The following is an 11,792-nucleotide window of genomic DNA, read 5'->3' as shown; positions in this document are numbered from 1 at the left end:
TGTACCACAAGATTTCGTAAACCACAACAAAAAATAAACACCGTTTTAAACAAACGCAAACAATTTAGTTCCAAAAGGCCTCAATCTGGTTCGCCATAATAGCGCGAAAATACGGATAATATTCGGCTTTTCTCCGAAATAATTTTTTCGGCCCGGGATGCGCGGAGGTTCCTGGCCGGAATGTGTTACAGCGTTGTAAAGTCACGAAAATGTATACAAAACAGTGTCGCATAATTGAGTGTCCGGTGCTTTCATAAAAACCGAGGCTCATTATTGCTAATGATAACCGGTTCCGGTTAAATGTAAATTATCCCCAAAAATAATAGCCGCTTGGATGGGAACCAGAACCTGCGATGGCGCTTTTGTGCGGCTCTAGTGGGGGGGGCAGGTGCCCTGTCGGGGAGAATTCTCCCGAGGAGACTGCAGCGACTGCCGGTGGGTGGGAGTGTTAGATGTGAGGCAACTTCTGACCTATTCGGGCGCCTTGTAGGACGTGATGAGGCGGGAATCTTTGCGACAGCGTTTTAGTCCGGGAATGTGAGGTGGTCTCGTTGCAGTACGAAATTTGTAGAACTTTGGTTTATGATTGCGTAGTAATGGGGTGCGGGGTGAGGCTTTTGGGGGCTGCGTTGCTGGTGTGCAGAGGGTGCGGCGAACGGAAATAAAACAGCGCCGGGGACTGAATCAGCCCCTGCTCCCAGCCAGAGGGCGTACCGGGCCATTTCTCCTGATAGCCGCGGCAAATTCCATCCAGAAGATGAGGTAGATGGAAAGCATGAGCGACAGGCCTATGTTGGCGTTCTCCGGGCCGTGAGTCGCAGCCAGAATGGGGGACGCGAAGCCGGCGCCCAGGGTTCCGGTGGCCCGCTCCAGGAGGTAGAAGATGGGGAGGGTACAAAAGGTTCCGGTGAGCGCAATCGCGATACCCCGGGCGCGTTTTATCCAGTATTTGGGAGAGAAGCCGAACATGCGCATGAAGATCACGACCGCCATGAGCCACAGTGCGTAATCCAAGGCGGCATCGGGCAGCGCCAACCGGCTCTGCACCAGGCAGACCTCGAGGAGCGTCGCGCCGAGCAAAAGCAGGAACATCCAGTTGAATTTCTCGTTCGCCTGGGTCTGCCAGTTGCGGCTGTCGGGGGCGCGCGACTCGCGGGCGCTGTGGTTGGTGGTGCCCAAGGCGGAGAAAAGGATGGCGAACCAGATTCCTGCACTGTGGAAGAGGAGCGAGGCCTGGGTACCGGCGACGTTGGCGATACGCGACATGGGGTCGCGGGCAAAGTCGGCGGCTACCCGCATCAGGAACAGGTTGACGATGATAGAGCAGATGATGATCACGGTAGTGGTGAAGATCCGCCGCGGCAGGAGATAGGGGTCGACCCGGTCCGGGAACCCGAGGATGCAGGCAAACCAGATCAAGTACATGATGAGCGGGATTCCCAGGGAGATGCCGTAGACCGTGTTGCCGGCGAAGTCGCCGTTTTGCGCGTAGATCAGGTACTTGGCGGGAGCGGCGGGGTTGCTGTTCGCGGCCTTTACTACGTCCTTGGGGACCTTGGCGACGCAGGGGAGCAGTCCCATGGCGTACCAGCCGTGGTCTCCCTGGGTGGTGTCGACCACCCAATACTGGTCTCCCATCATCTCGTCGATCCCCTGGAAGATCCGCAACGAGAAAACGGCGCAGATGGTTACCACAACCAGCAAGAGCATCACGTTCGATAGTTTCATCGGCATGGATCGTTCTTCTCCTGGTGCGGGCCTTCGGGCGCCGTCTCTGGAATCGGTATGTTCCCCGTTGAGGGACTTAGAGGGTTACTCCCTGTGGGTGGTCCAGAACATGGATACCGCGTTGGCCGCGAAGAGGCCGTAGAGCCACATGGTGTTCCAGGCGGGGCCGGACCAGTGGCTGCCGCGGCCGCCGGCGGCGATGCCGGAGGCCACCACGATCCCGACTAACGCCGTGCAGGCCACCATGGCAACCGCACGCAGGATGGCACTGTTGCGCCAGGTGTGCCTCTCCAGTTCTTCGATGCGGGCCAGCAGTTCCAGTTCTTTTTCGCTCATCGCCGTTCTCCCCGGGCACAGGACAAAAACGTCAAGAGGTGGGAAGCCGGGCTGGTGCGGCCGTCGCCGCAACCAGCCGCCCCGTGCGGTACCGTCATACCGCGCAGAGCCCGGATTCCATCGCTGCAATCGGGAATCGGTCGGAGAGTTCCCGGTACTTCAGGCATTCCTGGTGGCGGCAGCTGCAGAAACTGATAATCTGCTTCACGTCGTGGGGGGAGATGTAGCCGCATCCCACGTCGCAGTAATCATCGTTAATGCCGTAAAAAGGGCAGACGGTATCTTTGGGCATAAGACCTCGACCCCTTTGTATCCACTGCGGAAATACCTGACCAAAAAAGGTGACGGGCCTACATCAGCAACGACCGTACCAAACGATGAGAACGTTGGGGGTGGCACGGAAAAGCGCCCTGATTCTGTACGGTTGGTTGGTTGAGAGCGCTCAGAAAGCATAGGTCCTGCTTCATGCGAATTTGCAAATTCGCAAAAGTTGACCGGAAGAGTTTCCTAAGAATGCCTTGCAGTATGCTGGCGTGGCGGCAGGGCTGGGATCATAGAAACTATTTTTGTTACAGTAGGTTATCGTGGGCGTCGGGTTGATTCAGGCGAGATTTGCAGATGTGCAAATGGCGCAATGACGATTTTTGCAGCATTGCAAAAGGAGGGCAGTCTGGGGCGGGCAAAAAAAGAGCCCGGAACGCGGGCTCTTTGGCGGGAGTGCGGCTGGTCAACCGGCGGCGTTATACTCGTCCTTCCTGATGCTGTATTTCTTGATCTTTCGGTAGATGGTCGCCATGTTGGTGCCGGCTTCTTTGGCGGCAGCTTCGACGTTGCCGTTGTTCTTGCGCAAAAGCGCCCGCAGGTACTCGGTCTCAAAGCGGGATAGCGCCTTGTTGTAATCTCCCTCGTCGCCGGTGTGGAGTTCCGTCTCGCTCTCAGGCGTTGCTACCTCGATGAACTGGGAGAGCACCGGCAGCGTGATGTAGCTGCTGCCTTCCATGGCCATCGACGCCTCGATGACGTTGCGCAGCTGCCGTATGTTGCCCGGCCAGCCGTAGTTGATGGCCGCCTCGTGGGCCTGCTGGTCGAGCCCCCGGACCTGGATGCCGAACTTCTGATTCTGCAGGTTGATGAAGTGCGCAGCGAGAAGCGGGATGTCGTCGCGGCGTTCCCTCAAGGGAGGGAGCTGGATGTTCACCACGTTGAGCCGGTAGTAGAGGTCCTCGCGGAACTCCCCCGCCTTGACAGCCAGCTTCAGGTCGGCGTTGGTTGCCGAGAGCACCCGGACGTCGACCTTGGTGGGGGTTGGGTCGCCGAGGCGGTTGAAGGTCTGTTCCTGAAGGAAACGCAGCAGGGTCTTCTGCACCGTCATGGGAAGGTTCCCCACCTCGTCGAGAAAGAGCGTTCCGCCGTCCGCGGTCTCCAGAAGGCCACGCCGGTTCTCGGCCGCGCCGGTGAAGGCCCCCTTGCGGTAGCCGAAGAGTTCGCTCTCCAGAAGCGAAGCGGGGAGGGCGCCGCAGTTGATCGCCACGAACTTCTTGTCCTTGCGGGGGGAGTTGTAGTGGATCGCCTGGGCGATCAGTTCCTTCCCGGTTCCCGATTCCCCGGTGACCAGGACCGAGGTGTCGCGCACCGTGATCTTTTCCACCTTCTCCAAAACTTCCTTGAGCCCCTTCGAGGCGCCGATGATGTTCTCGAAGTGGAACCGCCCCACCAGTTCCTCGCGCAGTTCGCGGTTTTCCTCGATCAGTTTGGTGTGCTGCAGGGCGTTCTTGACCCGGTAGAGGAGTTCCTCGGGCTCGAACGGCTTGGTGAGCATGTCGTAGGCCCCTTTCCTCAAGGCCTGGATCGACATCTCCACCGTCGCGTAGGCGGTGACCATGATGACCGGGATGCCGGGGTCCTTCTGCTTCACGCGCTGCAGCAGTTCCAGCCCGTCCATCCCCGGCATCTTGATGTCGGTCACCACCAGGTCCCACTGCCCCGCCTGAAACGACTCGGCCGCCTCGAAGGAGCGGGTGTGCGCGGTCACCGCGTAACCGTTGTCGGAGAGTACCGCCTCCATCATGCGGCACAGCCCCTCCTCGTTGTCGACTACCATGATTCTTTTTTGAGCGGTCACGTCGGCTTACCTCGTAAGGTCGAAAGTCGTTCTGTAGGTGTTGAGTTCGGGGGCGTACCGGCTGTGACGCCAGGAATCAGTAGGCGTCGCGGTTGATGGGAAGGCGCACCTCGACGGTGGTACCCTCGCCGACCACACTGCGGATCTCGATCTTGCCGTGGTGCTGCTCGATGATCTGCCGGGTGATGGCGAGCCCCAGGCCGGTCCCTTTCACCTTGGTGGTGAAAAACGGCTCGAAGATCTTCTCCATGTGCTCGGCCGGGATGCCGCCGCCGTTGTCGCTGAACCTGAGGCTTACGCTGCCGTCCACGCCGAGGCTTGAAGAGACCACCAACTTGCCCCCTTTCTGCATGGCGGCGCCGGCATTGAGGATCAGGTTGATCGCCACCTGGCGCAACTGGTCGCCGTCCACCATGATGACCGGGAGCGAGGGATCGAACTCCTTGTGCACCGAGACGTGGTGCATGTCGGTGTGGTTCGCCGCGAAATCGACGATCTGGTCCAGGAGTTGGTTGATGTTGGTCTCCTCGAGCACCGGTTGAGGCGTGCGGGCGTAACTCAGAAGATCCTGGACGATCTTCTTGCACCGTTTGCTCTCGCGCTTTATCTCGTGGATGTACTTGTAGTTCGGGTCGTCCGGCCCGATCTTCCCCTCGATGTACCCGGCGTAGCCCAGGATGACGCCCAAGGGATTGTTGATCTCGTGCGCGACTCCCGAGGAGAGGACCCCGAGCGACGCCATCTTTCCCTGCTGCGCCAGGTTCGCCTCGAGTTCCTTGTTGTGCTTGATGATGGCGGTCATCCGGTTGAAGGCGGTGGCCAGCTCCCCCAACTCGTCGTTGGTGGTTACCTCGATCCGCTCGTCCAGGCGCCCCTGTTTCACCTTGCGGATCACGGTCATCATGTCGGCGATCGGGTCGGTGAAGACCCGCGCGGCCAGAAACACCATGATCATGGCCAGGATGGAGACGAAGATGGTGAGCACCACCATGCTCTCCATGATGCGCCCCTTGATGGCGTTGGCCTCCTCGTAGAACTCGTCCTCGTAGGAACCGACGGCGACGATCCAGTTCCAGGGCTGGAAGTACTCGTAGCGCACGATCTTCATGCGCGGCGCCGGGTCGCCGGTATTTTTCCAGGGGTAGCGGATCCAGCCGCTCCTGGTCTTGCACATCTCCTCGATGAAGTGGTTGCCGTTGGTGTCGGTCGCCTTGAGGAAGTTCTTCCCTTCCCCGGTGGGGTGGATCATGAAGTTGCCGGCGGTGTCCAGGCAGAAGATGTACCCGGTCTTCCCCACCTTCTTGCTCTTGATCTTCTCCTTTAGGGCGGCGAAAGAGCGCCGTTCGAAATCGACGTCGTCGTAGGTCTCCTCCAGGTAGCCGCCGGCCGCGATGATCCAGTCCCATTCGGGGAAGTAGCGGTAGGCAACGACCTTCTTGCGCAGGACCTTGTCTCCCAGCGCCGCGTTTTTCCAGGGGTAGACGATGTAGAGCACCTCGCCCGGCTTGGAGCGCACCGCCTTCTCGCACATCTCCCGGATGAAGTAGCGGCCGCTTTCGTCGCGGCTGTCGAAGACGTTTCTCCCCTCCATGGCGACGTGCACCATGAGGTCGCCCTTGCTGTTCATGGCGTAGATGTAGCCGGTTTTCCCGACGTTCACCTTGACCAGGGCGTTGTGGGCTTCCCGGCGCGCGGTGGCGAGGTCGATGCGTCCCTGGCGCACCTGGCGCTGCTGCGACTCGAGCACCTGGTAGGAGAGGTCGGTAAGGGTCGCGAGCTCCTGGTTGAAGCTCTTCTCTTTGTCCTGCTTGTAGACCTGGAACTGCTGGTAGTGGGAGTTCAAAAGGTCCAGCGTGAAGTCGGCCATGTGCCCCAGGTCGTCCTTACTGGTCTGGGTGATCCCGAGGTAGGCCTGTTTGGTGGAGATGTAGCCGATGACCCCGCCCACGATGAAGATAGGGATGGTCACCAAGGGGAGCACCAGCACCATCATCTTCCAGCGCAGTTTCAGGTTGTTCACGTAGCTGAAGAGGCTTTGCATCGGGATCCTTTACAGGCGTCGGTTCATGCTGCGCTTGAGGTTCGGGAAACGGCTGCCGGAGGGCTGGAGGGGAATCGGCATGGCGGGAAAGGGGGCTCATGAGATTCCACGCATAGCGTAAACGGGATATTAGCTCAGGGCACGGGTAAAACGCCAGAGCTTTTTCGCAAATCTGCAAAAAAAGCGCAGGGGGGTGGCGCGCGGGGCTGGTATGCCTTAAATTTCTTTTCTCTGTTGCCGCAAAAGCTGGTACTGTCAGACGGGCGGACCCGGAAGGTGTCGGGACCATTGGCGCTTCTGTCGCTGGCCCCGTCTGCCGTCCCTCGTTATTCCTGCACGAGAACCTGCTGCCGAGGTGAAGCATCATGGAAATACCCCGCTATCCCGAGTCCAGAGCGCTGCTTTTGGAGGACAAGGCCGAGCTTGACCCCCTTTTGTGGGAACTGCAGCCGCGCGTCTCCGAGCTCACCTTCGCGAACCTGTACCTCTTCCGGTTGGTGCACGACTACCGGCTCACCCGGGTGGGGAACTCGGTGGTGGCCCTCGGGTGCGGCTGGGACGGGACTCCCTACTTTCTCCCCCCGTTTTCCGGCGACCGCGCTGCGGCAGCCCGCACCCTGATCAACGCGGGCCGTACCCTCTACGGTGCGGACCAGGGCTTTTTGGAGTGCCACTTCCCCACCTGGGACGGGCTCGAGGTGATCGAGGACCGCGACAACTTCGACTACCTGCACCTGCGCCAGGAGATGGCCGAGCTTACCGGCAAGAACTACCACAAGAAGAAAAATCGGGTGAACTACTTCGCGGTGCGCCACCGCTATTCGGTCGAGGCTTACGAGGAAAAGTACCTGGAGGGGGCGTTAAAGGTCCTCGACGAGTGGCAGCGGATCAGGACCTCGATGGGGCCGAGCACGCTCGAGCGCGAGGTGGAGGGGGCGGCGGAAGCGCTCAGGCTCTACCGGGAGCTGGGGCTTGCGGGAATCGTGGTTTTGGTGGAAGGGGAGGTGAAGGGGTTTGCCCTGGGGGAGCTTTTGAACCGTAACACGGCGGTTTGCCACTTCGAGAAGGCGGACCTTTTCATGGAGGGGTTGTACCAGTTGGTGGACCGGGAGTTCTGCCGGCTGCTTTTTCTGGGGTGCGAGTTCGTGAACCGGGAGCAGGACCTGGGCGAGCTCTCCTTGCGGCAGGCGAAGCTTAGCTACCACCCGGTGGAGCTGGTGCAGAAGTTCCGGGTCAGGCGTAAAGGATAAAAGACGTTCTGCCACGAAGGCACGGAGGTCACGGAGAAAGGCCATAAACCACATGAAGAGGACCAGCCGAGACGGCCCTTCGCCACTGGCAACGTCTTAAGGTTCTCTCCGTCTGCTCCGTGTCTCCGTGGCTAACCGTTTGTCTGGGCGGTGAGCCTTGCCGACTCCCGCACCAGTTCGTCCGCCGCTGAGTCGAACTCCTCCAGGACCAGCTCGAAGTCCCCCTCCCAGTCGCGGTTTTTGTAGTAGACCTTGTCGTAGTAATCGAGCACGAGCCCCCTCATGAAGGGCCTGAGGTCCCAGCGCTCCAGGTGCCCCGCCAACTCCTCGCACTTCACCCCACCAAGCTTCTTGCGGATCCGCTGCAGGGCCGCCGCCATCTCCTCCCGGTACTCGAGCTTGCCGTACTCCTCGATGAGCCGGTCCACCCGCGTTTCCAAATCGGCCGAGCACCAGACCCGGACCCCCGCGGCCATCTTCTGGTAGAGGTCGCCGGGGAGCGACACGCGCCCGATCCGCTCGCTCTCTCCCTCGAGGAAGAGCGGGCGGCCGCCGGGGACCCTACGGAAGACGTCCCACAAGAGGGTCTCGAAGCGCTTCTGGGTCAGGTTCTGGGTGAGCCCCAACTGTCCGAAGGCGGAGCCGCGATGGCAGGCAAGCCCCTCCAGGTCGATCACCGACTCCCCTTTTTCCTGAAGCTTCTGCAAGAGGGTGGTCTTGCCGATCCCGGTCATGCCGTGCAGGACCACGAGCGGCGCCGGAGGAAGGAAGGGGGTGAAGTATGCGGCGACCTGGTTGCGGAAGCTCTTATAGCCGCCGACGAGCTGCACGGCCTTGTGCCCGGTCAGGTCGAGTATCGAGGTCACGGTCTTGCTGCGCAGGCCGCCGCGCCAGCAGTAGACCAGCACCGGCCTCCCCTGGGCTGCCTGGGCTATGGTCGCCACCATCTCCGGAAAGCGGTGGGCGGTAAGCTCCAGGCCGCGCTTGCGGGCGGCGGGAGGGCCGTCGTGCTTGTGCAGGATGCCGATCTCGACCCGCTCCTCGTTGGTCAAAAGGGGGACGTTGATGGCTCCGGGGAGGTGGTCCTCGGCGAACTCGAGCGGGGTGCGGACGTCGACGGGCAGGTGGCTGTCGAGCAGTTCTGGGCTAAAAGGGGTAGTGGCTGGCACGGTCTTCTCCTCAAGCCGGCCATTATAGGGAGAGCCTCCCATTAATGCAAGAAACCGTTATGCGTTTCATGTATAATGAGGAAGCTCGAGCGCGGGGCGCCGCCGTAAGCAGGGACGGCTGGGCGCCTTTTCTATTGAGCGATTTTCACTTGTGTGGTAGGTTACCCTGTTTTTACATCCCTTTTATAAATTCTAAGGAGATTTTATAGATGTTTGGCGCGCTTATTAAGAAATTCGTCGGGAGTAAGAACGAGCGGGAACTGAAGCGGCTTTGGCCCATCGTAGAGCGTATCAACCAGATGGAGCCGGAGCTGGTCAAGCTCACCGACGCGGAACTGCGGGACAAGACCGCGCAGTTCAAGGAGCGCTACAACCGCGGCGAGAGCCTCGACTCGATGCTCCCCGAGGCGTTTGCCGTCTGCCGCGAGGCCGGCAAGCGCGTGCTCGGTATGCGCCACTTCGACGTACAGCTCATAGGCGGCATGGTACTGCACTCCGGCAAGATCGCCGAGATGAAGACCGGCGAGGGTAAGACCCTGGTGGCAACGCTCCCCTCCTACCTGAACGGCATCTCCGGCAAGGGTGTGCACGTCGTCACCGTGAACGACTACCTGGCCAAGCGCGACTCCGAGTGGATGGGGCGCATCCATAAGTTCCTGGGGCTCTCCGTCGGGGTGATCGTGCACGGCCTGGACGACGAGGAACGCCGCGATGCCTACGCCGCGGACATCACCTACGGCACCAACAACGAGTTCGGCTTCGATTACCTGCGCGACAACATGAAGTTCGACCTGGACGACTACGTGCAGCGCCCGCACAACTTCGCCGTAGTGGACGAGGTGGACTCGATCCTCATCGACGAGGCGCGTACCCCGCTCATCATCTCCGGTCCCACCGAGGACTCCACGGACAAGTACTACATCATCGACAGGATCATCCCGCTGCTCAAAAAGGGCGAGGTGATCGAGGTCGAGGCGAACACCCTCTCCGGCAAAAGGAAGACCTACACCGGCGACTTCACCGTGGACGAGAAGGCGAAAAGCGCCACCTTGACCGAGGAAGGGGTCCTGAAGGTCGAGAAGCTCCTCAAGGTGGAGAACCTCTACGACCCGCGCAACATGGAGTTCCTGCACCACACCCAGCAGGCCCTGCGTGCCCACGCCCTGTTCAAGCGCGACGTGGACTACGTGGTGCGCGACAACGAGGTCCTCATCGTCGACGAATTCACCGGCCGCCTCATGCCGGGGCGCCGCTGGTCCGACGGCCTGCACCAGGCCATCGAGGCGAAAGAAGGGGCGAAGATCGAGAACGAGAACCAGACGCTCGCCACCATCACCTTCCAGAACTACTTCAGGATGTACGCGAAGCTCTCCGGCATGACCGGTACCGCCGACACCGAGGCGGTGGAGTTCCACAAGATCTACAACCTGGACGTGGTGGTGATCCCGACCAACCGGCCGCTTTTGCGCCCGGACTTCCCGGACGTCATCTACAAGACCGAGCGCGAGAAGTTCAACGCCGTCATAAACGAGATCAAGGAGCTGCACGAGAAGGGGCAGCCGATCCTGGTCGGCACCATCTCCATCGAGAAGTCCGAGGTGCTCTCGGACCTTTTGAAGCAGCACCAGATCGCGCACTTCGTCCTGAACGCGAAGCAGCATGAGCGCGAGGCGGAGATCGTCGCCCAGGCGGGCCGCAAGGGGATGGTCACCATCGCCACCAACATGGCCGGCCGCGGTACCGACATCCTTTTGGGGGGCAACCCGGACGGTCTGGCCCGCCAGGAGTTCGGCGGCACCCCGGACGCCCGCGCCGAGCTTTTCATCGAGGCCTTCCAGAAGATGGCCGACAGCGACCGTCCCCAGCCCGAGCAGGTGCAGGCCCTGGAAAAAGAGTTCCCGGGGGTGACCGCGGTGGTCGGCGAATACCTGAACAGCACCGAGGAGCCGGACTTCGAGGAGCTGCAGGAGGTGGCGCGCGCCGAGTTCCAAAAGCAGTTCGACCAGATCGTGGCGAAGTACAAGCCGGTCTGCGAGGCCGAGCACAAGGAAGTGGTCGCGCTGGGCGGCCTGCACATCCTGGGCACCGAGCGCCACGAGTCGCGCCGCATCGACAACCAGCTGCGCGGCCGTTCCGGCCGCCAGGGGGACCCGGGCTCCTCGCGGTTCTACCTCTCGCTTGAGGACGACCTCTTGCGCATCTTCGGCTCCGAGCGCGTCTCCATGATCATGGACAAGCTGGGGATCGAGGAGGGCGAGGCGATCACCCACGGGCTCATCACCCGCGCCATCGAAAACGCCCAGAAGAAGGTCGAGGCGCACAACTTCGAGATCCGCAAGCACCTCATCGAGTACGACGACGTCATGAACAAGCAGCGCGAGGTGATCTACACCCAGCGCAAGGAGATCCTGGCCGGCAACGCCATAAGGGACAGCTTCATCGGGATGGTGGACGACACGGTGACCGACGTGGTGGGCGCCTACGCGATCGACAAGGTCCCGGCGCGCGAGTGGGACTGGCCGGGGATCGAGGATGTCGTCGGCAAGACCTTCGGCTACCACCTCGACCTGACCGCCGACACCCTGTCCCGGCTCAACCCGGTGAACTTCGAGGAGTTCCTGCGCGCGAGCGCCCGTCAGCGCTTCACAGCGAAGCTCGATGAGTTCGGCGAGGAGCTCATGGATCACCTGATCAAGGTGATCATGCTGCAGGTCATCGACGCCCAGTGGAAGGATCACCTGCTCTCCATCGACCACCTGAAAGAGGGGATCGGCCTGCGCGGCTACGGGCAGAAGGACCCGAAGCAGGAGTACAAGCGCGAGGCCTACCAGCTCTTCATGGACATGATGACCCGCATCAGGGCCGAGGTGGTGGAGAAGATCTTCTGGGTGCAGGTGGCCCACGAGGACGAGATGGAGGAGATCGAGATCGAGCAGCAGCGCCAGACGCAGCGCATGGTCTTCAACCTGGGCGACAACTCCGACGAGGAAGCGCAGGCGCAGTCCCCGCAGCAGCCCGCCAAGAGCCGCCGCAACGTCGGCAGGAACGACCCCTGCCCCTGCGGCAGCGGCCAGAAGTACAAGAAGTGCTGCGGTAAGTAAGTGCCGCTGGCCGGCTAGTTTTTTTGCCGGACCCGATCGGACTGA

The 11,792-nt window shown here is 61.0% G+C and carries 8 protein-coding genes; 2 read left to right on the top strand and 6 right to left on the bottom strand.

Features of this window, described 5'->3' with window-relative positions:
* Positions 1 to 684: 684 nt before the first annotated feature.
* The 5 genes from GMST_RS01990 to GMST_RS01970 form a co-directional block, all read right to left on the bottom strand.
* Entirely contained in the window at positions 685 to 1,734 is a 1,050-nt protein-coding gene (locus tag GMST_RS01990; protein ID WP_183352925.1) for a hypothetical protein, read from the bottom strand.
* Between the two features lie 78 nt (positions 1,735 to 1,812).
* Complete coding sequence (locus tag GMST_RS01985) at positions 1,813 to 2,064, bottom strand: hypothetical protein (protein WP_183352924.1); 252 nt, start codon at positions 2,062 to 2,064, stop codon at positions 1,813 to 1,815.
* Positions 2,065 to 2,158: 94 nt separating this feature from the next.
* Complete coding sequence (locus GMST_RS01980; protein ID WP_183352923.1) at positions 2,159 to 2,356, bottom strand: hypothetical protein; 198 nt, start codon at positions 2,354 to 2,356, stop codon at positions 2,159 to 2,161.
* A gap of 435 nt (positions 2,357 to 2,791) precedes the next feature.
* The gene (locus GMST_RS01975; protein WP_183352922.1) at positions 2,792 to 4,186 is read right to left on the bottom strand and encodes a sigma-54-dependent transcriptional regulator; all 1,395 of its coding nucleotides are present in this window, start codon (positions 4,184 to 4,186) and stop codon (positions 2,792 to 2,794) included.
* 76 nt (positions 4,187 to 4,262) lie between these two features.
* A complete protein-coding gene (locus GMST_RS01970; RefSeq protein ID WP_183352921.1) occupies positions 4,263 to 6,227 on the bottom strand; it encodes a cache domain-containing protein in 1,965 nt (654 codons plus the stop codon).
* 365 nt (positions 6,228 to 6,592) lie between these two features.
* Between GMST_RS01970 and GMST_RS01965 the strand changes: the two genes are divergently transcribed.
* Positions 6,593 to 7,477, top strand: a complete 885-nt coding sequence (locus GMST_RS01965; RefSeq protein WP_183352920.1) for a DUF2156 domain-containing protein — start codon at positions 6,593 to 6,595, stop codon at positions 7,475 to 7,477.
* A 131-nt stretch (positions 7,478 to 7,608) separates the two neighbouring features.
* Here the strand turns inward: GMST_RS01965 and mnmH are convergent, their stop codons facing one another.
* Positions 7,609 to 8,646, bottom strand: coding sequence for a tRNA 2-selenouridine(34) synthase MnmH (gene mnmH, locus GMST_RS01960; RefSeq protein ID WP_246399163.1), 1,038 nt, complete (start codon positions 8,644 to 8,646; stop codon positions 7,609 to 7,611).
* Positions 8,647 to 8,855: 209 nt separating this feature from the next.
* On the opposite strand from mnmH, the gene secA reads away from it, so the two are divergent.
* Positions 8,856 to 11,747, top strand: a complete 2,892-nt coding sequence (secA, locus tag GMST_RS01955) for a preprotein translocase subunit SecA (protein WP_183352918.1) — start codon at positions 8,856 to 8,858, stop codon at positions 11,745 to 11,747.
* Positions 11,748 to 11,792: the final 45 nt, after the last annotated feature.

Source organism: Geomonas silvestris, from assembly GCF_014193515.1.
Taxonomy (GTDB): domain Bacteria; phylum Desulfobacterota; class Desulfuromonadia; order Geobacterales; family Geobacteraceae; genus Geomonas; species Geomonas silvestris.
This window is presented reverse-complemented; position numbering and strand designations above follow the sequence as displayed.

Coding starts and splice junctions, on each gene's coding strand:
- GMST_RS01965 (WP_183352920.1), top strand. CDS start 6,593: ATGGAAATACCCCGCTATCCCGAGTCCAGAGCGCTGCTTTTGGAGGAC.
- GMST_RS01990 (WP_183352925.1), bottom strand. CDS start 1,734: ATGCCGATGAAACTATCGAACGTGATGCTCTTGCTGGTTGTGGTAACC.
- GMST_RS01985 (WP_183352924.1), bottom strand. CDS start 2,064: ATGAGCGAAAAAGAACTGGAACTGCTGGCCCGCATCGAAGAACTGGAG.
- secA (WP_183352918.1), top strand. CDS start 8,856: ATGTTTGGCGCGCTTATTAAGAAATTCGTCGGGAGTAAGAACGAGCGG.
- GMST_RS01980 (WP_183352923.1), bottom strand. CDS start 2,356: ATGCCCAAAGATACCGTCTGCCCTTTTTACGGCATTAACGATGATTAC.
- GMST_RS01970 (WP_183352921.1), bottom strand. CDS start 6,227: ATGCAAAGCCTCTTCAGCTACGTGAACAACCTGAAACTGCGCTGGAAG.